We start from the raw sequence: 23,893 nt of genomic DNA on the forward strand, positions 1-23,893 counted from the left end.
GCAAAGGTGTTGAGAAACTCTCAAACCACAAAACCCGTCATTCTGAGTGAAACAATTCCAACACTCTTGTCATTCTGAGCGTAACGAACTCTACACTCCTGTCATTCTGAGCGTAACGAAGTGGAGTCGAAGAATCTCGTATTTAATTCTCCAACCATTCCATCATCAATTTTTTAATCATGGTCTGGTAAGGAATCCCTTGTAACTTCGCTTTGGTTTTAAAGGCATTCAGCAGATTCTCAGGAACTTTCATACTAATCAACTTACTCTTATCAGGTTCGCGATAATGCAATTCACGGAATCCTTCAATAAACTCCACAATCTCCTCAACAGACATATCTTTGCATCGCTCTAAATACTCATCAGAAAAAGTTTGTAGAGCTTTCATATTTTTTTCAATGCCTCAATGTCCAGTAAATCCTGTTGCCGACCACTTTCCTTTTTCATCTGAATCAAATCTTCTTTGGATAAAACATTGATTGACATTTGCTGATGTCTGACCTTTTTAATTTTCATTCCTGACAAATCATGAGTTATAACAATGTCCAACTGCTCACTTGGTTTTATAGGATTGTAAAAATTCCAGGCAATCAGATTGCGATTATTGATATATTCATCTTTAAAATTAAAAATATCATCCGCAGAAATTGGCAACCTTGATTGTAAACCCATATCGATTAACACTTTTTCCAACTTCCTTAATACCGGCAACGACCATTTCAAAATAATATCAACATCCATAGTCCCACGAACCGCACCATGCAAACCTACAGCATATCCTCCGACTAGTGCATAAGGAATATCGTTTTTATTGAGCTCTTTGATAATTTTGGTAAGAAACATTCTTTAATTATATATTGGTATATACCATAGATACAATAAATAAACTCAGTATGATTCGGTTTCTTTAAAAGTAGATTTTTAAAAAATTGGTTCCCGTGCGTTCCTTAAAAACCCTTCATGAACTTCATGGGCTTCATGGTAGGATTACAATTTTTTTCACTCAAACTTATGCCTTGTCCGATTCACAATCGCTACCAAGGACAGCATAACCGGAACTTCAACCAAAACTCCAACAACGGTTGCCAATGCAGCTTTGGAATGTAAGCCAAATAAGCTGATAGCCACAGCAACGGCAAGTTCGAAGAAGTTAGATGTACCAATCAGGCAACTGGGTGCTGCTACATTATGTTTGAGTTTGATTTTCCAGGCAATCCAATAAGCTAAGGCAAAAATTCCGTAGGTTTGAATCAGTAACGGAATCGAAATCAGCACAATATCCATTGGTTGTTCGATAATTGATTTTGCCTGCAATGCAAAAAGAATCACAATAGTTACCAAAAGTCCTGTGATTGAAACCGGAGCAATTTTATGCAGAAAAGAATTCAGTCCTGATTCGCCGGATGTTGCAACTAAAAGTTTACGAGTGATAATTCCTGCAATCAAAGGAATCACCACATACAACAAAACAGAAACCAATAACGTATCCCAAGGTACAGTGATATCTGTCACGCCCAATAACAAACCGGCAATCGGAGCAAAGGCAAAAATCATTATCACATCATTGACCGAAACTTGCACCAATGTGTAATTGGCATCGCCTTTAGTGAGTTGAGACCAGACAAAAACCATTGCCGTACACGGAGCAACTCCAAGTAATATTGCTCCTGCTAAATATTCGCTGGCAGTTTGCGGATCGAGCCATGAAGCGTATAAATATTTAAAAAACAATGTACCAATTAACGCCATAGTGAATGGTTTAATCAACCAATTGATAACTAACGTCAAAATCAAACCATTGGGATTTTTGGCAACATCTTTGATGGAACTGAAATCCACTTTTACCATCATTGGATAAATCATCAACCATATCAAAACAGCAATTACAATATTGACTTTTGCGACTTCAAATCCGGCAACCAGCTGAAAAACATCAGGGAAGAATTTCCCTAATATCACTCCACCAACGATGCATAAGCCGACCCAAACACTTAAATACCTTTCAAATAAATTCATTCTTTTATAATCTCTTGTATGTTTTTCTGATTCATTTCTTGATCTTGCAAGCCAATCAATTGTTCAATCCAGTATTTTAGTCTTACAAATGTATCTTCAAACGCTTGATAGCGGTTTTGTACGACCTTGTCCGGATCGGGTAATCCCCAATGCACTTTTATCGCTTTGCCTAAATACAAAGGGCAGGTCTCATTGGCAGCATTATCACAAACGGTAATAACTATGTCGAAATCAATTTCGGAAAACTCATCCCAAGATTGGCTTTTAAACCCCTGATTGGATAAACCAAACTTTTCCAGAACCGCCAAACTGTCGGGATTAACTTGTCCGGTCGGTTGACTTCCTGCACTATAAGCCTGAAATCTTGGTTGACCATAATGATTGAGGATGGCTTCTGCAAGAATGGAACGGCATGAATTTCCCGTGCATAAAAATAAGACTTTGTACATTGATTGAAATTTGCAAAAGTAATAATTATAACTTCATATCTCCTGAATTCTGTTCTTTAATCACAGAACTCAACTAAAATAAAACCATGCAGAATCAGTTTAATCAATTTGTCATCAATCGCTATCCGCAAAACCAGCCCAATTTACAAGCATGGGATTCAGCTGATGAATACCTGTTGAGCGAACTGGGTCAATTTGTAGATTTAAAATCTCGGAATATTTTAATTTTCAATGACGCTTTCGGTGCGTTATCGGTGTCATTGTCCGAGTTCAAACCAACAACAGTTTCAGATTCGTTCATTAGCCATCAGGCGATTCAGAAAAATCTTGAATTAAATGGTATTCCGGATAACACAATCACTCTGCTCAATCCTTTGGATGAAATACAATCAGAGTTTGACATTATTTTAATGAAAATACCAAAGTCAGTGGATGACCTGATGTATTTTCTCTCGGCCATACAAAACCATTTGCAGACGGATAGCAGAATCCTACTGGCAGGAATGGTGAAACACATTCCTAAAAATCTTTGGGATGTTCTTCAACAATACGGAGAGTGCATAACCTTGCCGGGTGTTAAAAAAGCCAAGATGTTATATTTTAAATTCATGGATAAAATAACTTCGCCCTACCCTAACTACCCTAAATACTTCAAACTAGCGGATAGTGAAACAAAAATATTTAATCACGCAAATGTGTTTTCCAAAAACTCTTTGGATATCGGTACTCGGTTTTTGCTGGATAATATTCCAAAAATGGAAGCGCCTGAAAAAATCATTGATTTGGCTTGTGGCAACGGTGTGATTGGACTCACTCTAGCCAATATTTATCCTCAAGCAGAAATCACATTTACCGATGAATCGTTTATGGCGGTGGAATCTGCCAGATTGACTATGAAAGCTAATTTTGAGGATTTATCGCGCTTTGAATTTATCACAACAGACTGTTTGGATGGTTTTGAAAAGAATAGTTCTGATTTAATCGTGAACAATCCGCCTTTTCATCAAAACAGCACCATCGGGACTTTTATTGCTGAAAAAATGTTTCGGCAATCGAAAGCTGTATTAAATAAAAATGGAGTGCTGATTGTTGTTGCCAACAGGCATCTGCCCTATTTCCATAAATTGAAAAAACTGTTTAAAAACACTCAAACAACCGCATCAAACCGTAAATTTAATTTATACAAAGCGAGTATGTAGTGATGAATTTATCAAATTATTTAGCGGGGTTCGCATTAGGACTGTCATTGATTCTAGCCATTGGATCTCAAAATGCCTTCGTCCTCAAACAAGGTTTAAAGAACCAATATGTCTTTATCATTTGTTTGGTTTGTGCCTTTTCTGATGCTATCCTGATTTCACTCGGTGTCGCCGGTTTTGGTGTTATAGTCAAACAATATCCGCAAATTGAAATCGTTGCTCGTTATGGAGGAGCTATTTTTCTTGGAGTTTATGCGATATGGAGCTTTAAATCCGCATTCACCAAAAACCATGCCATAATTGCAAATGCTAAAAGTGAAATATCAATGATCAAAGCAATTCTTATCTGTTTGGCATTTACATGGCTGAACCCGCATGTTTATCTCGATACAGTTGTTCTGTTAGGCTCTGTTTCCACACAGTATCAACCAAACCATTGGCAGTTTGCTTACGGAGCAATGCTTGCTTCTTTTGCTTTTTTCTTCGCACTTGGCTATGGTGCTCGCTTTCTTTCACCTTTATTTAGCAATCCAAAAGCATGGAAGGTTCTGGATTTTGTAGTCGGCTTTATTATGACATTCATCGCGATTTCTTTGATAATATAGATTGGAATGAGCTTTCAGAGTTATTTTTCAATACTCCAATACGGAATATCACCAAAATGATTGATTAGATAATCAATCAAAACACGAACCCTGGTTTGTAAATGTCGGGTTTGAGGATAAACCGCGAAAACCCCAATTGACTCTGGAACATAATATTGTGGTAGTACAGGAATTAAATCGCCGTTTTTGACAAATTCATAACAAATGAAATCAGGTGTATTTAGCAACCCCAAGCCATCAAGGGCAGCCTGACATAAAAAATCACCATTATTTGAAATCAATGCCGTAGGAAGATTCATTGAGACATTTTTATTTTCAGAGTTCTTAAAATACAATGATGACGGTGTGTTTTTGTACAATAAATTTTTATATCCTTTCAGCAAATCCTTAGGGTGTTTTGGAATACCAAATTTTGCTAAATAATCCTGTGATGCTGTTAAAATGGTTCTCACCGATGTGATTTTCCTGGCTTTTAAACTGGAGTCATCTAACTTGCCAATTCGTATTGCCAAATCAAATCCTTCGTTAATAATATCTACTTTTTTATCATTAAAGTCGATGTCAAATTTAATCTTTGGATGCTTCTTCTGAAATTCTGTCAAAGCCTTTCTCAAATGCAATAACCCAAATGAAAGTGGCACAGCGAGCTTAATTGTTCCGGAAAGTGATGTCTCATCATTTTTTAAAGAAGTTTCGATTTCTGCGATATCTTCTAATATTTTCAAACACTTTTGGTAATATTGCCTGCCACTATCGGTTAAGGTTTGTGATCGTGTCGTTCGATTAAGCAACGTCACTCCCAACATATTTTCCAGATTTGACAGTCTCTTGCTGATTGCCGATTTGACCGTATTCATTTGCTCAGCAGCTAGGGTAATGCTACCCGATTCAACAATCCGAATAAAGGTTTTCATATCTTCAAATTTATTCATATAAAAGCTATAAACAATCCTATTGTTCATTTTTGGAGAACTATAAGTTTATAAATATACAGTTTATTAAATATTTTTCAACAATATAATAAACATAAGTTTTACAAAAAATGATTATGAAACTTAAAAACACAAATGAAAACTTCGGTTCAATTAGCATTGTGCTTCACTGGCTTATGGCTTTGTTAATTATTGGCTTATTTATTCTGGGAAAATATATGATGAGTCTGGATTATTACGATCCCTTTTATCACACGGGTCCGTGGTGGCATAAAAGTTTTGGATTGATTATTGCCGGACTTCTTATCGCCAGACTCTTGTGGAAATTTTCAAATCCAAAAGTTATACCTTTATCAAACCATAAAAAGCATGAAATTGTAGCAGCAAAGCTGGTGAAATTTATGCTTTATATTTTGATTCTAATATGCTGTATCAGTGGCTATACGATTTCCACTGCTGAAGGTGCAGGAGTTGAATTTTTTGATGTTTTCAAAGTTCCGGCTCTTATTTCAAAAGGTTCAGAGCAAGCAGATATTGCCGGAGAAATTCATGAGATATCGACTCTGGGATTAATTATCCTTGCCGGGTTACATATGCTTGCAGCACTAAAACATCATTTTATTGATAAAGACAAAACTCTATTAAGAATTTTTAAAACAAAAACCTAAATCAAACAGAGGTAATTTTATGAAAACTAAAAACTTTTTTACAACACTTATACTGCTTTCCATCATTTCGTTTGGATTGCAAGCCGCAGAATACAAGATTGACACATCAGGAATGCATGCGTCCGTTAATTTTAAGATTTCCCACTTAGGAACATCTTGGATGATGGGGCGTTTTGACAAATTTGAAGGCACCTACAGTTACGAAGCCGAAAAACCTAATGAGTCGAAAATCAGCATAACAGTTGATACAACAAGCGTCAATACGAACCATGCTGAAAGAGACTCTCATATTCGTGCAGAAGGATTGCTCAATACGGACAACTTTTCATCAGCAAATTTCGTGAGCGATTCTATCGTTTTCAACACTGAAACCAATGGAGTTGTCAAAGGCAAATTAACTCTTCATGGAGTCGAAAAAGAGGTTTCTATGGATATTGTGAAAGTTGGTGAAGGAAAAGATCCTTGGGGTGGCTATCGCACCGGTTTCGAAGGAACGATGACTTTACGTCTTGCAGATTTCGGAATCACGCGTAACCTGGGTAAAGCCTCTGAAACTCTTGAGTTAACTGTAATGCTCGAGGGTATTCGCCAATAATTCATCTCATTAAAAAAAACAACCCTTTGGAGTTTGTTCCAAAGGGTTGGTTCATTTCACAGTTGTGAAAACTTAAAGTCTCCTCAAACCATAAGATATTGCCATCAATAACTATTCATCATCTTTAGCGTTTAGCTTGGCAATTTTCTTTAATGCTTTATTTTTTTTTGCTGCTTTACTGGCAATTTCAACAATTTCATCACGAAGCAAGTCTCTTTTGTCATCCGACATTTTTTGCAATGCAATGATTTTCTTCTTGGAGGACTTCACTTTCAGCTTTATGCTCTCAACTTGTTTCACTGCTTTTTTTGCTTGTTTAGCTGCATTTTTGGCAGCTTTTGCTGCTTTTTCAGCACGCTCAATCGCTTCCAGCAAAACCTTTTCCAAATTTTCCGTATTACTTTCAGTCATATAAACTCACCCTCAATCTTCAATATAATCTACTTTCAATTTAAAAACCTGTCTAAAATCAATCTCTGTCAACGGCACGGTTGCCATAAATTGACTTAACAGAACCCACAATGTTTTCATCCGGTGAATAGGCAACAGCTTCGTCTTTATTTGGATAATCCAAATGATGCAAGAAATAACGGATACAAGCGATTCTTGCTCGTTTTTTGTCATCTGATTTAACAACAGTCCAAGGAGCATCACCGGTATCGGTATGGAAGAACATTGATTGCTTCGCATCAGTATAGTCATCCCACTTATCCAAAGATTGGATATCAATAGGAGATAGTTTCCACTGTTTCAATGGATCGAATTTTCTGGAATGAAAACGTCTTAACTGTTCCTGCTGTGTTACTGAGAACCAAAATTTAAACAGAATAATTCCTGAATTGACCAACATTCTTTCTAAGTTGGGAGCTTGACGCATAAATTCTAAGTACTCTCTGTCAGTACAGAATCCCATAACACGTTCAACACCGGCACGGTTATACCATGAACGGTCATAAAATCTCATCTCACCTTTGGTTGGCAAGTGGTTGATGTATCTCTGAAAATACCATTGACCTCTTTCTCTGTCGTTTGGCTTTTCCAGTGCGATTACTTTTGCAGCACGAGGATTCAAATGTTCCATATAACGCTTGATAGTTCCACCCTTACCGGCAGCATCACGACCTTCAAAAAGCGCAACGATTCTTTGCCCTGTTTCTTTAACCCACGACTGAACCTTCAAAAGCTCACGCTGTAATAAATGCTTTTCACTTTCATAATCAAAAAGCGACAATTTTTTATCATAAGGAAAATCGCCTGCCAGATAACTCAACCTTAATAACTTGCTTCCGCTCATGACCTTATCTGATGACATCACCTTCTCAGCATCAGTCAACTTCTTAATGACCTTCTTCGCTTGTTTTGTCGAATTCACATCTGAATATTTTAACTTTTTGACTTTTTTGTCTTTGTTAGCTTTTTCATCTTTCTTTGAATTCTTTTTTTTGTCTTCCAATTTAATAACTGTATCTTTCATTTGTTATCCATTATCATTTTATTAACCCACTATTAATTATATCAGCACCCTGTTTTCGGAATATTGATTTATATCAAAAAACAAAACATTTGCTCAAAATATTAAACAAATATCTGAACCGCATAAGTTTAATCATACATAAATATCACTATTCAAAAAGTTAATGTTAAAATACGCCTATGAAATTCGTAGATGAAGCAAAAATTGTCGTAAAAGCCGGAAATGGAGGAAGTGGTTCTGCCAGTTTTCGTCGTGAAAAATTCATTCCAAAAGGCGGCCCTGATGGCGGAGATGGAGGAAAAGGCGGAGATGTCATCCTCATTGGCGATGAAGGACTGAATACCTTGATTGATTTCACCCATAAAAAACACTTTGAGGCCGAAAATGGAGTGAGTGGCAAAGGACGACAAATGTACGGCAAAAATGGCAATGATTTAGTTATCAAAGTTCCGATTGGAACAGAGATATACGATATGGAAATGGATCGAAAAATTGGTGATGTCACAGAAAATGGTCAGACTGCCGTTGTTGCACAAGGTGGCAAGGGAGGCCTGGGGAATATGCACTTCAAAAGTTCGACAAACAGAGCTCCGCAGCAATTCACACGAGGCGAAGATGGAGAGCTAAGACATTTACGTTTGGAGTTAAAAGTTCTCGCCGATGTTGGGTTATTGGGTTTCCCAAATGCCGGCAAATCAACTTTTGTGAATGCGGTTTCCAAAGCCCGTCCAAAAATTGCCGATTATCCGTTTACAACACTTTATCCGGCTCTTGGAGTGGTTAGAATTGACTCTGAGACTTCATTTGTGGTGGCTGATATCCCCGGAATCATTGAAGGAGCCGCCGAAGGAGCCGGATTGGGAATTCAATTCCTGAAACATCTTCAGAGAACAGGATTGTTACTTCACATGGTTGAGTTGCCTGCTTATGAGGGTGTAGATGGACCGGTTGAACAATTTAAAGCCTTGGAAATCGAACTGGAGAAATTCTCCAATGAACTACAAGGTAAAGAGCGTTGGCTGGTATTCACTAAATCTGATTTGTTGCCTGCCGATGAAATTGAACAAAAAGTAAAAAAATACACAAAACAACTCAAATGGAATCGACCGGTTTTTGTTATTTCTTCGATAACTCATAACGGATTGAATGAGTTGAATCAAAAAATTGCAGAGTATTTAAACACAGCCGATGAAGATATTTGGGATTAAAAATTGCGATAAAATTAAAAAGACCATTCTTTGGTGTGCACAAAATCAGAGAATGTGTTACTTCCATGATTATCGAGTTGATGGAATCAATGAGGAGTTGTTAAACCATTTTCTTCAGCAACACTCTTTGGAAGAATTGGTAAACAAAAAAAGTACGACATGGAGAAACTTATCAGATGACGAGAAAAACCATCTTAACAAGAATCTTGTGATAAATAATCCAACACTTTTAAAACGCCCTATTGTTGAGAACAATGGTAAAATTACAATCGGTTTTGTACCTGAACAATGGTAAAATCTCAGCCAGAAGTCATTTCGCTTTCACAAGCATTGATTCGTAGGCAGTCCGTTACTCCTAATGACGAAGGATGTCAGCAAATCATCTCGCAATTATTAAGTAATTCAGGATTTGAAATACTTCACCAACGCATTGAAAATATTGATAATTTTTTTGCATGGCACGGAGATAACAATGGTGTTGGCTTACTTTTCGTTGGTCATACCGATGTTGTTCCCAGTGGAGATGTAAAACTATGGGATTCACCTCCATTCGCTGCTGAAATCAAAAAAGGAGAACTGATAGGCAGAGGTGCCGCCGATATGAAGAGCTCGGTGGCCGCTTTTGTTTTAGCCGCCAAAAATTTTGTCAATCAGTTTCCACAACACAAAGGAAAACTGTCAGTCATGTTGACCAGTGATGAAGAGGGCGAAGCTATCAATGGCATACAGAAATTCATGCCGATAATTGCCAAACAACATCATTTCGATTTTTGTCTTGTTGGCGAACCATCATGCTCAGAAACCCTTGGAGATATTGCCCGAATTGGCAGACGTGGTTCGCTTCATGTACAAATAACAATTCATGGTAAACAAGGTCATGTTGCCTATCCTGAAAATGCTGTCAATCCGGTTTTTATATCAGCAGACTTTATCAGCGATTTATCAAAACAGAATTGGGATAACGGAAATGAGGATTTTCCGCCAACCAGTTTTCAAATTTCCAGCGTTAGAACCTCAACCAATGTATCAAATATAATCCCCGGAGATCTGATTATTGAGGCCAATTTCAGATACAGTCCTGAATCCAATGAAATCGGTCTGGTTCAACAAATCAGACAGTTATTAGAGAAACATAATCTTAAAAGTACTATCAAAACAAATTTATCCGGGAAACCATTTCATAGTGTCAGTAAGAAGTTGAAGAAGGCTTTATCAGACGCAATTCGTGAAACAGTTCAAAAAGATGTCGAATTTAATACGGCCGGAGGCACTTCTGATGGTCGCTTTATTGCACCATTTGGTATTGATGTAGTAGAATTTGGTTTGATTAATAAAACCATTCATCAAATCAATGAAAGAGTCGATGTTGCTGATATTATTGATTTAGAAAAAATATATTTCAAAGTGATTGAAAATATATTAAATAAATAACCCCGATATTACAAAACAACAACTCATGGAATGAAACTTTGACCCCAGACAGGATTAAAGTTTTTTAATATCAAAACACAGACCATGAGGTGTCTATGAAAATTTTTCAATACATATTGATTAGCATTGCAATTTTACTGACGCACAATATCGCTAATTCAACCAGCCCCTGGCTGAAAAATTTGAACTCTCCCGAAAAACAAGAACAAATGCAACTTCGCTGGAAAGCCTATGGTGGTGAAGTGGATTTGAAGTTCATGTATAAAAAACTGAGTGATATGAAAATCTCAGTTTCTCCAGAACCACAGTTTCCGAACAAGCATTGGGACTTTAACCATATTGTTTATCCAATCAGTAAGAGTTCTCAATTGGAATTGCAAATGCCTTATGGAAATATTGAGAAAGTAACCTCCGGTTTGCTCAATGTCGACTCTGACTTCTCACTCACTCATGGTAAAACAACAATCAAAGTGAATTCTTTTAAGTTAATTCCTACAGAAAATCCGCTCAATCAAAGTGATATTGTGACTTTTAAGTTTATTGATCAAAATAACAACCATTTGTTCACAATCGATAGTGTTCACATCGAATATGACCGTGAAAAGGAATTGCTCCTAATGTCTAATATGGATTTATTCGCGACTCCTGAATTAGCAAAACTTCTTAATTATCCAGAACTCTCAGGACAAGTTGTTGGGCAAATACATACCTATAACCAGTTACAAGTCCCTGAGAATGCTGAGAAAGAATTACTCGGCTCATGTGTCGATCATCCTGTATGGCCACCTCAAGGGCAAGTAGACGTCACTTTAATTGATATCGGTTCAGTTCAATGGATGAGAGATATCGGAACCGATAAAATTGTTGTTGCTCCTTCAGCCCGATTAAAAAATGACGGCACGGCGGATGTTCCATGGTATTCAAAATTTTCAGGCACCTTCGCTCCATATAATAATGACCAACACCCTTTTCTAAACTGGGCTATCTACCGAGAAATTGACGGACGATTTGAACAACTAGGTTATTCGGGTGTTAAACACGCCTTCTGGACAATTAACAGCAACTGTACAATCAATTGCGGAAATAATCATATTTTATGGCTCGGTTGCGAAGATGTCTATGGTACCGGCAATAACGACTCCTCAGGTGCATTAGGTCCTCGAGCTGAAATTGAAGCGGATACCGGCTATTGGGAGAGCACATGTTCATTCTTTGATCCGGGTTGTATAGGAAGCCAGACAACCGGATCCAATGCAACCGATGAAAACCGATTGGTCGTTTACAACGATGATTTAACAGATGTGAATAACACCCAAATGTTTATTCAAGCATGGTATTTGATTCGTGATGATGTCAATATTTTTAACACAATGGGATACCGCACTATTTCTCCTGTTGACAATGGAAACAGCTGGAGTATGAATGCTGGCCCAACTTTTTCACAAGGTGCTGCACTGGATAATTATGTCCCGCCCAACACGAGTGGAGCCATGCAAGCTTCATCTACTGTAGAAACAGGTGAAGGTCAGTTTACGGTTGCTGTCAAGGTGATTGATTTGGGAGGTGGTTCATACCGATATAATTATGCAATAGAGAACTACGAATTTGATCCCCGTTTTATCTCTTATCATGTTCCTCTTTCGACAACAGCGCCACTTATAAATCCGGTGTTTGCTGACCCCGATCATGATATTGCCAATGATTGGCAATTCGGACAAAGTGGAAACATGTTGAATATCACAGGAGCTTCCAATAATGAACAAGATTGGGGAATGTTATTCAGTTTTTCATTCACAACGAACGCTGCTCCCGTACCCGGTCAAATTACGATTGGTGCGGCACATACTCCAGCAATTCCGGGTAATAGCTCAGTTACAGCAAATATCCTTATACCGGAAACTGTGATTCTTCCTGATGAGATTTTTAAAAATGGATTTGACAGGAGAATTGACTTTGAGGATTAACTGATTGGAAAATTTATAAGCTATTGATAAAATATTCTATCACAGCCGAAAAAAATATGCATTTTTAATAACAAACCGTTATACTACGCATCCTTATTTATTCTGCGAGTTTATATAAAACTCCCGAACAAAGGGCCCGTAGCTCAGTTGGTTAGAGCGTCCGACTCATAATCGGCAGGTCCCCCGTTCAAGTCGGGGCGGGCCCACCATTAAATCAATGAACACTCTATCAATCCTTCCAGCAAATTGTTTTAAGACGTAAAGTTTTGATTTTTACAGATTCTATGTTCTCACTCTGCTATCATTAACAATAATATACATAACAATAATTAATAATGAAAAAATTGGGGAATGTGCTGTCCTTTCTTGTTATTGTAATGGTAATGAGCAGTTTTGTTCTGGTTTCTATCAGATACCTGTTCAACATCGTACCGGTTAAATTTCAAGAGATAGTAGTTTATTTGCATGCCATCATTTTCATGATTGGAATCGTTTATGCCTATGCCAGAAATAGTCATGTCCGAATTGATATTTTCTATCAAAATTTCAATAAAGAAAAACAACGAAAAATCGACCGTTTTGGCGTCATATTTCTGCTAATCCCATTCTTCGCATTCATGTTATTTGTGTCGTACGATTACGTTTGGTCATCCATATCAAAACTCGAATCCTCACCCGATGCCGGAGGATTACCTTTTGTCTATGCATTAAAAACGTTGTTAATAATTATGCCAGTCTTGATGATTCTCACATCACTTTCAAAACTTTGGAGACGTGATTAAATGGAAATAATCTGGGCGTTGGGTTTATTTGTTGCGATCGCTTTAGCATTACTTATTGGTTACCCGGTAGCAATCACACTCGGTGGTGTTTCACTCTGGTTTGCATTAGCAGGATGGTTTGCAGGATGGTTTGATACCTCTTTCCTGATGGCAATGCCAAATCGTGTTTATGGAATTATGACCAATGTCACGCTCATGGCCGTTCCTGTTTTTGTTTTTATGGGACTGATACTTGAAAAGGCAAAACTCGCTGAGTCTTTACTCGAAAACATGGCTGCTTTATTCGGCAGAGTACGTGGAGGATTAGGATTTGCTTTGCTGTTTGTGGGAATGCTGCTGGCTGCCAGTACCGGAATTGTTGGTGCAACGGTTGTGACTTTAGGTTTGTTGGCATTACCGGTGATGAAAAAAAATGGTTATGATGAATCTTTAAGTGTCGGAACAGTTTGTGCAACCGGCACTCTTGGACAAATTATTCCTCCATCTATTGTATTGGTTTTATTGGGCGATGTTCTGTCCAATGCTTACCAGCAGGCTCAGATTGACATGGGAATTTTTTCTCCGAAAACGGTTTCCGTAGGTGATTTATTCGCCGGAGCTATAATTCCCGGGCTGTTGCTTGTGTTGTTTTATGCTTTGTATTGGTTGATTATTGTTTTCAAATCTCCTCAAAAAGCACCGGCGATTGAGTTTGAAAACAAAAAAAACATACTGGAAATTCTTGGCTCATTACTTCCGCCATTGCTGCTTATTATCGCTGTTCTAGGGTCAATTCTTAGTGGCTTTGCATCTCCGACGGAATCTGCTTCGGTGGGTGCTGTTGGCGCTATGTTGCTGGCAATCGCAAAAAAACAGTTATCATTATCCGTGTTAATGGAAGTGGGTAGAGAAACGGTTAAAGTCACTGCAATGGTATTTATGATTTTAATTGGAGCCGCATTGTTTTCGTTGGTATTTAAAGGCTTTTCAGGTGATGAAATCGTCCGTGACTTATTAGTTGATTTGCCCGGAGGGAAATACACCGCATTATTTGTTGTCATGGTTGTGATATTTCTGTTAGGTTTTATTCTGGACTTTATCGAAATTACTTTTATCGTGATTCCAATCATCGGCCCAATTTTACTGGCACAAGGTTTTGATCCCGTTTGGTTAGGAGTTTTATTTGCAATTAATTTACAAACTTCATTCCTGACGCCACCATTTGGCTTTGCACTTTTTTACATTAAAGGAGCCGTTGAAATTGATTCTGCCAAACTATATAAAGGCGTTATCCCGTTTATTATTATCCAAATACTTGTACTATGTTTACTGGTTTGGCAACCTCAACTCACTGATTTAATTAGTTTTTAGTACCGTGAAAGTATTTCTTTGTATTTTTTGTTTTTTGCTTTTCCCAAATTTAGGGTTATCCAGCTCATTTGATGATTTATCTAAAAACTCAAGTATGGCTAAATATGAAGAAATTAAATCAGATTGGTTCTCCAATCAATGTCACCAACTCATTGAAGACTTACATTTAGAACAATTGAAAAATTGTAAATTGATAAAATCAAAATATAGCAATGCCTATGTTTTAGCCAATGGTGACGTCTATTTCACTCTTTCAATGATGAAATTGATTCACAATAAACATCAATGGGCAGTTATATTAGCTCATGAAAATGCTCATTTAGAGCTGAAGCATTATCAACAATTAGCCGATAAAATCCAAAACCCCGACTTTTTCTTCCCAAAGAAAAAATATAAAAAATTACGCGAAAAGGTCGAATTAGAAGCCGATGATTGGGCAAAAACAATCGTGGAAAAACATGGATTTAACTCGGATCAAGTTAGTTATTACCTACAACGAATCGAATCTGGCAAAAAAGATAAAAGAACCAGCCAAAAAATTAAAAAAGATGATGCCAATGAAGTTTTGGATATGGAGTTAATCCAATCAATTGGTGAAATCAAATAGTTAATATTTTTTTGCGACTATGACTAATCTTTCAGATTCCAAATCATAAGGTTCTGCATCTAATGAACCATATACATCCACCTCGTTAAAACCTGCTTGAAAACACATGGTTTTCAGCTCTATTGGTGTATAAACAAAATGCTGATAGTTTTTCCGATATACTTTCTCTCCACTAATATAAATCCATTCATTCGAAAAAACCTGCATATCATCAATCAACAAAGGTCTCTCAATTCGCAAGTCACCGTTTTCATACTCTGTCAAATGAACTGGTTCAATAGTTCTGGCAAGCGTTTCTTTTCCAACGGTATCGATGATTAAAGTTCCGGTTTCCGAAAGGTTTGCAAAAACATTATTGATGAGTTTTTGATTCTCTTCCTGTGTATCAAAATACCCAAAAGAATTAAACATATTTACAATCAGGTCAACTTTTCTTTCAGAAACGTAATCCAGCATATTTTTATGCACGAATTTCACGCTCAGATTTTGTTGATCTGATTTTTCTTTTGCCTTGCTTAACAAAAATTCACTGCTATCTACACCAATCACTTTCATGCCCATTTTGGCAAATGACAGACAATGTCTGCCCGGGCCACAGGCTAAATCAAGAACCGTGTCTACTTTATGTTCAACCAATGCCAAGACTTGTGAAATTTGCTGTTCGGCGAGTTTAAAACTTTCTTCATCAAACATGCAATCATAGAAAACTTGCCACAGCTCTTCATCGTTATACCAATTCATTTCTCTTCCTCAAACAAAAAGAGCTCAAAAAATGAGCTCTTAATCCATTGATTTACTTAAATAATTATCTTTCATCAACCACAGTTGCATCTGCAGCATTTTTAGCAACCGATGCCATACCATTATCGCAACCACTTTTAGTTTTGTACATTTGGCTACGGCCGATTTCCTGACCATTACTTGCTTTCAATACAAAATATGTGCGTCCGTCTTTGGCTTCTCTACACTCAAATTTTGACTCATCCTGAGAGTTCTCTCTGACAGACTCAATTCCATTTTCACAACCTGATGCTGACTTGTAGCCTTGAGACTGAAGAATCACTTCACCATTACCAGCTTTTAATACAAAATAATCTTTATCGTCTTTACCTTTTGAAATTACAAATTTACCAGCCATAACTATTACCCCTTGATAAAATAAAAAAATAATCACGAAATCCGCTGTGATTTTCGTGGAAAAACATGAATATCAACAGACATTCTATCATTCACATATTAAATTATGTCGCATCTGTTGTAAAATAGAAACTCGAATATTTAACAAAAGTTTATATGTACAAATTCATTCTATCCGGATTTATTTATTTTCTCTTAATAACAAATGTTTACGCTGAATGCTATCTGGAAGAAGATGTTCAGCAAGAGCGAATTTGTCCTGAAACAGAGGTTTCAAATGATACGGTCATTGAAGCCTTTCATATTACACCATTGGAAGACAACACTTATCAACTTGATGGCGATATTTGTATTTCCATGCAAGATCAAAAGGTTAAAACTGAAAAAATAAATTATGATGATAAAAATGGTATCATTGATATTCAAACTCCTCTGATTTATCAAGATAAAAAACAAACTATCAATGCTGCCGGCGCGGTTATGGATACCAATAATGAAAAAACAGAGTTGTCACAAATTTCATACTTTGTTCATGATACCAAAGCCAACGGGGAAGCCGATACTGTCAATACAAATAAAAACCTAAGTGATTTAGAATCCATGACTTATACCACATGTCCAGCCAATGATAAACAATGGTATATTAAAGCCAAATCGGCTGAATTGGACTCCGAAACCCAAATTGGCAAGTTTCGTAAAACAACTCTTTACTTCAAAGATGTGCCTATCTTACATTTACCTTATGCCAAACTACCGCTTGCGAATCAAAGAATGACCGGTTTTTTAATTCCCGAAGTTCGCAATTCATCACGCAGTGGTTTTGACTTGGCTCTTCCCTATTATATTAACATCGCTGAAAACATGGATGCGACGATTACACCGAGATATATGACGGATCGTGGAGCTATGCTCAGCGCTGAATACAGATATTTAGGTCAGGATTATGCAGGAGAGTTGAGTGGTAGTTATATACCTAATGACAAGGAATTTGATGATAACAGAGGCTATTTGGAGTTCAGCCACTCGCAAAGATTAGGTAAAAATTGGGCTTTCAACACCAAGCTGGCGAATGTGAGCGATAATCAGTTTTTTGAAGACTTTGGAAATAATATTTACGCGACATCACAATCCTATTTATATTCTTTTCTGAACTTCAAAGGGTTTGGTGAACAATGGAAATTTGCTGCTTCGTTTGATGACTATCAAATTATTAGTGAATCCATACCACTTAACAGACAACCCTATCAAACTTTACCTGAGATTAGTTATTCTTGGTTTAACAACTCTCTTACAAGCACTTTAAATTATGGAGTTGATGTCCAATGGTCCGGCTTTTATCGAGATGATTCCATTACTGCAAATCGTCTGGATGCAATCCCCTATTTGCAAAAAACATTTCAGAACAATTATTCAAAACTGACCCCAAGACTGGCATATCGCTATACAAATTGGAGTTATTCTGATTTAGAATTCTCAGACACTGAGTTCCTTAAGGAAAACCGTGCACTTCCAATTGCTTCGCTGGATTACTCCATTTATTTTGAAAAACAAAATGATGATGGTGGGTTTAGCAGTTTAGAACCTCGTTTGTACTACTTAAGAGTTCCGTATGAAGATCAATCAGATATACCATTGTTTGATACCCATGAACTGACATTTGGCAGAAGCATTCTGTTTCAGGAAAATTCGTTTTCGGGTGCTGACAGACAAACAGATGCCAATCAACTTTCTGTTGGTTTAACACAGAGAAATTTCGACGCCAATGGCGATGAAAAATGGAATTTGACAGTTGGACAAATCCGCTATTTTTCCGACCGAAAAGTAGCTTTGGATGACACAATTGAGACATCGAACTCTTCACCAATCATTTCAGAGTTCAATTATTTTTATCGCAATTGGAAACTCAGCATGAGTTTAAACTGGGATACTGAGCTTGATGATTCTGAGCGCGCACTGGTAAGAATCCAGCATAAAGCGAAAAATAATTCCGTGTTTAACTTCGCCTACAGATACAGACGAGGTAAAATTGAACAGTTAGACAGTTCTGTTGTCCTACCCATAGGATTAAACAACAGATTTATCGCTCGTTGGAATTATTCATTAGATGCGAATCAAACCATCGAAGCCATTGCCGGCATTGAACATAAGAACTGTTGTTGGGCAACACGATTAGTTGCCAGACGGTATGTTTATAATGAACAAGGTGATGTGAATAACGGAATTTATTTTGAGCTGCAATTAAATGGCTTGGGTGCTTTGGGTAGAAATCCACGACGTTTGCTGAAACAATCAATTATGGGATATTCAGAGGAATTTTAAAACATGATAAAAAAGATACTAATTTCGAGTTTACTAGCGACACAATTAAACTCAACTGCAACTGCTGAACAACTTCTGGATGAAATTGTCGCTGTTGTTGAAGATGGAATCATTCTCAGAAGTGAGTTGGATCGTTCCGTCAATAACGTAGTTAAACAATTAAATGCAAGAGGCGGTCAGCTGCCACCTAAGTCTGTTCTTGATGAGCAAGTGCTTGACAGATTAATATTACAAGAACTGCAAATCCAAAAGGCGGATGCTGCCGGTGTGAGAGTTTCAGAGTCCGAAATTGATGCGGCTTTATCTCAGGTTGCCAGACAAAATAATCTGACTTTAGAACAAATGCAAATGGCTCTTGAAAATGACGGTTTAAATTTTGCGGAATTCAGAAATGAAATGAGTCGCGAAATCAAAACTGAAAAAATTCGTAACGGGCTCGCCAATCAAAGTGTCAGAGTCAGCGAACATGAAATTGATTTGTTCCTCGCTGACAACGAATTGTCCCAAAAAGATGTTCGTCTGAGCCACATACTCATAGCACTGGATGCCAATGCTTCTGAACAAGAAGTCGATGAAGCAAAAAACAAAGTCAACAATATATATACATCTTTGGAACAAGGAGAAAACTTTTCAAAACTGGCTACGGAGTTATCAGACGGGCAAAAAGCATTGGAAGGCGGTGATTTAGGATGGCGTAAAACCAATGAACTTCCCACTCTGTTTTCCGATCAATTGAAGGTTATGAAAGTGGGTGAGTACACTCATCCTGTTAGAAGTGCAAACGGGTTTCACATTATCAAGCTGGAAGACTCTCGCGAAGATGCCGCGCAAATGATCACACAATATAATGCACGCCACATTTTGATTGAAAACTCTGAGTTGGTCACTCCTTCTCAAGGTATGGAAATGATTAACGACCTCTACAAACAACTACAAAATGGTGGTGATTTTTCTAAAATTGCAGAAGAAAAATCCGATGATGTCAGTTCAGCGCCTTTAGGTGGAGATTTGGGTTGGTTTGAAATCAACAAATTTGGTCAACGGTTTGGAGATGTGGTAAAAAGTCTGGAAGATAATGAAATGTCAGCTCCATTTCAAACTCAGGCAGGTTGGCATATCGTCCAAAAATTGGGACAAAAAGAAACTGACATCTCTGAAGAACTTAAAAGAGAACAAGCCAGACGCGCGATTCATGCACGCAAGATGGACGAAGAAATTGAGAGTTGGTTGAGAGAAATTCGTGGCGAAGCATTCGTCGAAACCCGAATTTAATTATAAGTGACACAAAAAATTGCGATTACACTTGGCGAACCGGCAGGCATTGGAGTTGAACTGGTCGCCAAGTTAGCTTTGCAAAAGCAATTGAATGATTGCATTGTCATCGGGGATGAAAACCTGATACGAAACCATATTTCAAAGCACGATTTAAATCTAACGGTCAATTGTCCTAATCATGAAAGTTCTACTCAAAACATTCAATGCTTCCACATACCTGTTTGCGAAGAAGTAACTCTCGGACAACTAAATTATAAAAACTCAAAATATGTTCTTGAGATATTAAACCATTCTGCACTTGGATGCATGAACGGTGAGTATTCGGCAATGATTACTTGTCCTCTTCATAAAGGAATCATCAACCAAGCAGGATATAAATTCTCTGGACATACTGAATATTTGGCGGAATTGAGTGGAACTAAAAAGGTAGTGATGATGTTACTCAACAAACACATGAAAGTTGCTCTGGCAACCACTCATCTCCCACTTAAAGAAGTTGCAAATTATATAAATCGTGACTCTCTGACCGAAACACTGAATATTCTCATTGAAGATATGCAGAAAAAATTTAAGATCTCAAAACCTAAAATTGCTGTTTGCGGACTCAATCCTCATGCGGGTGAGGACGGACATTTAGGAATGGAAGAAATTGAAATCATAAACCCTCTCATACAGGAATTTCAACAACAAGGACATGATGTTTATGGAAGCATTCCGGCTGACAGTTTGTTTACGCCTGAAAAACTAAAAAAATATGATGCCGTTTTGGCCATGTATCACGACCAAGGATTAGCTCCGCTTAAATACGCCGGATTTGGTAAGTCTGTCAATATCACTTTAGGTTTACCATTTATCCGCACTAGCGTTGATCATGGAACAGCACTCGACATTGCCGGGAAAAATATTGCTTCCGCCGATAGTTTGCTGGAATCCATCAAACTCACCAGAAAGTTGGTCAATCATGTCTAACAAATACTCCGCCAAAAAGCGTTTCGGGCAGAACTTTCTCCAAGACCATAGCGTTATTGAGCGAATCATCAATGCTTTTGTTCCAAAAGAAAATGACACTATTTACGAAATCGGCCCGGGACAAGCGGCTCTGAGCAATCATTTGGTTGAGTATTGTAACCATGTTCAACTCGTCGAAATTGATGATGATTTAGTTCCGGCTTTGAAAGCTCAATTTGTAACCAAGCCTAATGTTACCGTACTCCATCAAGACGCTTTAGAACTGGAGCTGACCGAACCCAATTGCCGAATCATCGGTAATCTTCCTTATAATGTTTCTACACCTTTACTGATTTGTTTTCTGTATCAATCAGAAAACATCAGCGATATGCTATTTATGTTGCAAAAAGAAGTGGTAAAAAGAATCTGTGCAGAAGTTGGAACAAAAGCCTACGGGCGATTAAGTGTGATGTTGCAATATGCTTTTGATTGTGAAGAACTTTTTATCGTCAAACCGGAGTCCTTCCATCCGCAACCAAAAGTAGATTCTCAGATTGTACGTTTAGTCAAAAAGCAGGAAATTCCAATTGTTGATTTACAAAAAATGGAGAGTTTGGTTAAACAAGCATTTGGGCAACGCCGAAAAACTATAAAAAATAATCTGAAAGGAATTTTGACTGATGATGATTTCGAGAAACTGGCAATCGACCCAAAACTACGTCCCGAATCAATTACTATAGAAGAGTATGTGAACATCACCAACTTCATCTCTGACTGAGTTAGTGATGTTCAAATAAGAGAGCAGTTTAAGATTCTTTAGTAACCTTAGTGCTTACTTTTTTAGTTGTTTTCTTTGCAACTTTTTTTACCGCTGGCTTAGCTTCAGCAACGGCTTTTTTTGTTGCATCTTTAACATCCGCAACATAGTTTCCGGTTAATTTCGAAACTTCAGTCGCAAGCAATTCTACTTTTTTCAAAAGCGCTGTAATTTCTTCACTGGTTGGCACATCTAATTTTTGTAAAGTTTTTGCAACACGATTTTCAAAAATATTTTCCAACTTATCCCAACCTTGGCTCGCTTTTCCTTTCACTTGATTGACTTTGGATTTCACTTCCTTAGTCGCATTTTGGGAACTTTTCTTGATGACTTTCTCGAGCCCTTTACCTTCATCAACCAATTTATTAAAGATTTTTACGCCTTCTTGTTGAGCTTTGGCGAACGCACCCAAACCTGCTAACCAGATTTCATTGGCTGATTCCATGATATTTCCGGCTAAATTCGGTTTTTTAGTTGTTGTTTTTTTAGCTGTAGTTTTCTTAACTGCAGCTTTTTTATTCAATGTTTTTTTAACTGTCATTTATTTATCCTCGATTTTGATGTTGCCCATTAAATCGTAAATGTCTAGAGCAAACACACTATTTATTAGTTCTGAACGAAAAATTTTAGCATAACCGTTTAAATAATCATTTACTATTTTTTATGAAGCTTTAACAGCGAACCAATCATGTAATAAACTTATCAAAGACAAAATCGGACCATTACATAAAATAATGAATGACAACTACTTGATCTTTTATCACCCTTCATTGTTTTGGATATTACTTATCAACCAGCCATTCAATAATATCTGTTAAAATACTGGAGCGACTTGAGATATCATAGGTTCTGGTAATTTTCGCTGTTTGCTTTTCGGCTTGAATTTTAGCTTTTGCTTTGGTGACTTCCTGTTTCGCTTTGCGTGCGGCTTTTTGCTGTTGTTGAAGTAATTGTCCGGAACGAATATATTGAAGAACTTCATCCAATTCATGAATATCAAACCAGATTCCGTGTTTGCTGCAAACATCAACGACAATACCGCTGGCTTGAGCGTAATTTCTGCGATTCATTAATTGTTGGCATTGTGGACATTGTCGATAGAACTTCGTCGGTGTTTCACGGGACTGAGCAGAATGCTGAATATTAGATTCCTTGACGCCGCTTTCAACACCTGATGCCACTTCATTTTGTGCTTTACGCTCCAAATGTTTGAAAACATCCGCAGTAATCCATAAACCGGCACAATGAGAACATTCTTTCATACTAAATGCATGAGAGTTCATCTTGCGTGAATGCAACTTTACGTTATCGCAAACCGGGCAATCCATATCTGTTTTATCAAAATCCACATCTTCAGATGCAATTGGAGTTGCACAGGAATGACAAAACTTGGCTTTTGAGCTTATCCGGGTCATACAGTGCGGACAAATAGTATTTAAGTCTCTTTCGTGAATCGTAAAACTCGATCCGCAATAACTGCAAAATGGCTCTCTGTCTTTACCACGAGCTCCACCACAAGAAGAACAACGCACAACCGCCGCATCGTGAATCTTAACCGAAGGAACTGTCAGGGTGTTTCCACAAAAGCAATGAAACTTCTCTCCGACTCTGCCTTCGTGAACTTTATACTGATGCTTACAGACATTGCATTCAATGATGATATTAGTCATAAGGATTCGGGATATTGAGTTTTGCTAAAAGTTTAACTTCAAGGGATTCCATTTCTTCGGCTTCCTGTTCATCAACATGATCATATCCGAGCAAATGCAAACACCCGTGAATCGTCATGTGTGCCCAATGATTCAATAATGGTTTGTTTTGCTCAAGAGCTTCTTTTTCAACCACATCAGCACAAATTGCCAAATCACCGATGAGTTCACTTTCCACACACTCAGGCAATTCTAAAGGAAACGAAAGAACATTGGTCGGTTTGTCTTTGTGACGATAAGTATTATTGAGTTCTTGACTGGTTTGTTGATCAACAATTTCAATACTCACCTCAAAAAACTTTCCATGTTCCTCAATAACAGTTTCAACCCACAAACTAAAATGACTCTCTTCAGGAGCTGATTCCGAGTGAGTATCATTATTGAATAAAACAGATTTCAGCATTGTCA

At 37.5% G+C, this 23,893-nt stretch carries 27 protein-coding genes and 1 tRNA gene; 16 read left to right on the forward strand and 12 right to left on the reverse strand.

The window, feature by feature from the left end; all coding sequences use genetic code 11:
- Window positions 1–142 precede the first annotated feature (142 nt).
- From R3F25_02210 to R3F25_02225, 4 genes are all read right to left on the reverse strand, one after another.
- A complete protein-coding gene (locus R3F25_02210) occupies window positions 143–388 on the reverse strand; it encodes a CopG family antitoxin (protein ID MEZ5495637.1) in 246 nt (81 codons plus the stop codon).
- Window positions 385–843, reverse strand: coding sequence for a hypothetical protein (locus R3F25_02215; protein MEZ5495638.1), 459 nt, complete (start codon window positions 841–843; stop codon window positions 385–387). Before R3F25_02215 ends, R3F25_02210 begins: the two co-directional genes overlap by 4 nt.
- Before the next feature lie 156 nt (window positions 844–999).
- Entirely contained in the window at window positions 1,000–2,016 is a 1,017-nt protein-coding gene (gene arsB, locus R3F25_02220) for an ACR3 family arsenite efflux transporter (protein ID MEZ5495639.1), read from the reverse strand.
- Window positions 2,013–2,465: an arsenate reductase ArsC gene (locus R3F25_02225; protein ID MEZ5495640.1), complete on the reverse strand. Its 453-nt coding sequence runs from the start codon at window positions 2,463–2,465 to the stop codon at window positions 2,013–2,015. Before R3F25_02225 ends, arsB begins: the two co-directional genes overlap by 4 nt.
- Window positions 2,466–2,551: 86 nt before the next feature.
- Here R3F25_02225 and R3F25_02230 point away from each other — a divergent pair, with 86 nt between their 5' ends.
- Both R3F25_02230 and R3F25_02235 read left to right on the forward strand, forming a co-directional pair.
- Complete coding sequence (locus R3F25_02230) at window positions 2,552–3,664, forward strand: methyltransferase (protein ID MEZ5495641.1); 1,113 nt, start codon at window positions 2,552–2,554, stop codon at window positions 3,662–3,664.
- 2 nt (window positions 3,665–3,666) lie between these two features.
- Window positions 3,667–4,269 (forward strand): LysE/ArgO family amino acid transporter, encoded by a 603-nt coding sequence (locus R3F25_02235; GenBank protein MEZ5495642.1) that lies wholly within the window; start codon window positions 3,667–3,669, stop codon window positions 4,267–4,269.
- Window positions 4,270–4,289: 20 nt separating this feature from the next.
- On the opposite strand, the gene R3F25_02240 is transcribed toward R3F25_02235, so the two are convergent.
- A complete protein-coding gene (locus R3F25_02240; protein ID MEZ5495643.1) occupies window positions 4,290–5,201 on the reverse strand; it encodes a LysR family transcriptional regulator in 912 nt (303 codons plus the stop codon).
- Between the two features lie 116 nt (window positions 5,202–5,317).
- Here R3F25_02240 and R3F25_02245 point away from each other — a divergent pair, with 116 nt between their 5' ends.
- Together R3F25_02245 and R3F25_02250 are read left to right on the forward strand one after the other, a co-directional pair.
- Window positions 5,318–5,869, forward strand: coding sequence for a cytochrome b (locus R3F25_02245; GenBank protein MEZ5495644.1), 552 nt, complete (start codon window positions 5,318–5,320; stop codon window positions 5,867–5,869).
- Window positions 5,870–5,888: 19 nt separating this feature from the next.
- On the forward strand, window positions 5,889–6,464 hold the full coding sequence (locus R3F25_02250) for a YceI family protein (protein ID MEZ5495645.1): 576 nt from the start codon (window positions 5,889–5,891) through the stop codon (window positions 6,462–6,464).
- Between the two features lie 111 nt (window positions 6,465–6,575).
- On the opposite strand, the gene R3F25_02255 is transcribed toward R3F25_02250, so the two are convergent.
- Together R3F25_02255 and ppk2 are read right to left on the reverse strand one after the other, a co-directional pair.
- Complete coding sequence (locus R3F25_02255) at window positions 6,576–6,875, reverse strand: hypothetical protein (protein MEZ5495646.1); 300 nt, start codon at window positions 6,873–6,875, stop codon at window positions 6,576–6,578.
- A 58-nt stretch (window positions 6,876–6,933) separates the two neighbouring features.
- Window positions 6,934–7,776, reverse strand: a complete 843-nt coding sequence (ppk2, locus tag R3F25_02260; protein ID MEZ5495647.1) for a polyphosphate kinase 2 — start codon at window positions 7,774–7,776, stop codon at window positions 6,934–6,936.
- Between the two features lie 341 nt (window positions 7,777–8,117).
- On the opposite strand from ppk2, the gene obgE reads away from it, so the two are divergent.
- The 8 genes from obgE (at window position 8,118) to R3F25_02300 (ending at window position 15,280) form a co-directional block, all read left to right on the forward strand.
- On the forward strand, window positions 8,118–9,146 hold the full coding sequence (gene obgE, locus R3F25_02265) for a GTPase ObgE (GenBank protein ID MEZ5495648.1): 1,029 nt from the start codon (window positions 8,118–8,120) through the stop codon (window positions 9,144–9,146).
- Window positions 9,127–9,441, forward strand: a complete 315-nt coding sequence (locus R3F25_02270) for an ArsC/Spx/MgsR family protein (GenBank protein MEZ5495649.1) — start codon at window positions 9,127–9,129, stop codon at window positions 9,439–9,441. Before obgE ends, R3F25_02270 begins: the two co-directional genes overlap by 20 nt.
- Entirely contained in the window at window positions 9,435–10,577 is a 1,143-nt protein-coding gene (gene dapE, locus R3F25_02275) for a succinyl-diaminopimelate desuccinylase (GenBank protein ID MEZ5495650.1), read from the forward strand. The genes R3F25_02270 and dapE overlap by 7 nt, the downstream gene beginning before the upstream one ends.
- A gap of 95 nt (window positions 10,578–10,672) precedes the next feature.
- Window positions 10,673–12,541 (forward strand): hypothetical protein, encoded by a 1,869-nt coding sequence (locus R3F25_02280; protein ID MEZ5495651.1) that lies wholly within the window; start codon window positions 10,673–10,675, stop codon window positions 12,539–12,541.
- 132 nt (window positions 12,542–12,673) lie between these two features.
- Window positions 12,674–12,750: transfer RNA gene (locus R3F25_02285), tRNA-Ile, on the forward strand.
- A gap of 174 nt (window positions 12,751–12,924) precedes the next feature.
- The gene (locus R3F25_02290; protein MEZ5495652.1) at window positions 12,925–13,323 is read left to right on the forward strand and encodes a TRAP transporter small permease subunit; all 399 of its coding nucleotides are present in this window, start codon (window positions 12,925–12,927) and stop codon (window positions 13,321–13,323) included.
- Window positions 13,324–14,673 carry a TRAP transporter large permease subunit gene (locus R3F25_02295; GenBank protein MEZ5495653.1) on the forward strand — a complete coding sequence of 450 codons (1,350 nt, stop codon included), beginning with the start codon at window positions 13,324–13,326 and terminating at the stop codon, window positions 14,671–14,673. It abuts the gene before it with no gap.
- 94 nt (window positions 14,674–14,767) lie between these two features.
- The gene (locus tag R3F25_02300) at window positions 14,768–15,280 is read left to right on the forward strand and encodes a M48 family metalloprotease (GenBank protein ID MEZ5495654.1); all 513 of its coding nucleotides are present in this window, start codon (window positions 14,768–14,770) and stop codon (window positions 15,278–15,280) included.
- Here R3F25_02300 and R3F25_02305 read toward each other — a convergent pair whose 3' ends face one another.
- Window positions 15,281–16,021 carry a class I SAM-dependent methyltransferase gene (locus R3F25_02305; protein MEZ5495655.1) on the reverse strand — a complete coding sequence of 247 codons (741 nt, stop codon included), beginning with the start codon at window positions 16,019–16,021 and terminating at the stop codon, window positions 15,281–15,283.
- Window positions 16,022–16,085: 64 nt separating this feature from the next.
- Window positions 16,086–16,418 (reverse strand): YegP family protein, encoded by a 333-nt coding sequence (locus tag R3F25_02310; GenBank protein ID MEZ5495656.1) that lies wholly within the window; start codon window positions 16,416–16,418, stop codon window positions 16,086–16,088.
- A 155-nt stretch (window positions 16,419–16,573) separates the two neighbouring features.
- Here R3F25_02310 and lptD point away from each other — a divergent pair, with 155 nt between their 5' ends.
- Genes lptD through rsmA form a run of 4 tightly spaced genes read left to right on the forward strand, consistent with a single transcriptional unit; the run spans window position 16,574 to window position 21,737 of the window.
- Window positions 16,574–18,736 (forward strand): LPS assembly protein LptD, encoded by a 2,163-nt coding sequence (lptD, locus tag R3F25_02315; protein ID MEZ5495657.1) that lies wholly within the window; start codon window positions 16,574–16,576, stop codon window positions 18,734–18,736.
- A 3-nt stretch (window positions 18,737–18,739) separates the two neighbouring features.
- Entirely contained in the window at window positions 18,740–20,008 is a 1,269-nt protein-coding gene (locus tag R3F25_02320; protein ID MEZ5495658.1) for a peptidylprolyl isomerase, read from the forward strand.
- Between the two features lie 6 nt (window positions 20,009–20,014).
- Window positions 20,015–20,980: a 4-hydroxythreonine-4-phosphate dehydrogenase PdxA gene (gene pdxA / locus R3F25_02325; GenBank protein MEZ5495659.1), complete on the forward strand. Its 966-nt coding sequence runs from the start codon at window positions 20,015–20,017 to the stop codon at window positions 20,978–20,980.
- Window positions 20,973–21,737, forward strand: coding sequence for a 16S rRNA (adenine(1518)-N(6)/adenine(1519)-N(6))-dimethyltransferase RsmA (gene rsmA / locus R3F25_02330; GenBank protein ID MEZ5495660.1), 765 nt, complete (start codon window positions 20,973–20,975; stop codon window positions 21,735–21,737). Before pdxA ends, rsmA begins: the two co-directional genes overlap by 8 nt.
- Window positions 21,738–21,765: 28 nt before the next feature.
- Here the strand turns inward: rsmA and R3F25_02335 are convergent, their stop codons facing one another.
- The 3 genes from R3F25_02335 to ybeY all read right to left on the reverse strand — a co-directional run bounded on the left by R3F25_02335 (window position 21,766) and on the right by ybeY (window position 23,888).
- A complete protein-coding gene (locus R3F25_02335; protein MEZ5495661.1) occupies window positions 21,766–22,317 on the reverse strand; it encodes a phasin family protein in 552 nt (183 codons plus the stop codon).
- 241 nt (window positions 22,318–22,558) lie between these two features.
- On the reverse strand, window positions 22,559–23,446 hold the full coding sequence (locus R3F25_02340) for a zf-TFIIB domain-containing protein (GenBank protein MEZ5495662.1): 888 nt from the start codon (window positions 23,444–23,446) through the stop codon (window positions 22,559–22,561).
- Complete coding sequence (ybeY, locus tag R3F25_02345; protein ID MEZ5495663.1) at window positions 23,439–23,888, reverse strand: rRNA maturation RNase YbeY; 450 nt, start codon at window positions 23,886–23,888, stop codon at window positions 23,439–23,441. Before ybeY ends, R3F25_02340 begins: the two co-directional genes overlap by 8 nt.
- Between the last annotated feature and the right edge of the window lie 5 nt (window positions 23,889–23,893).

It is taken from the genome of Gammaproteobacteria bacterium, from assembly GCA_041395445.1.
GTDB lineage: Bacteria > Pseudomonadota > Gammaproteobacteria > Xanthomonadales > Marinicellaceae > NORP309.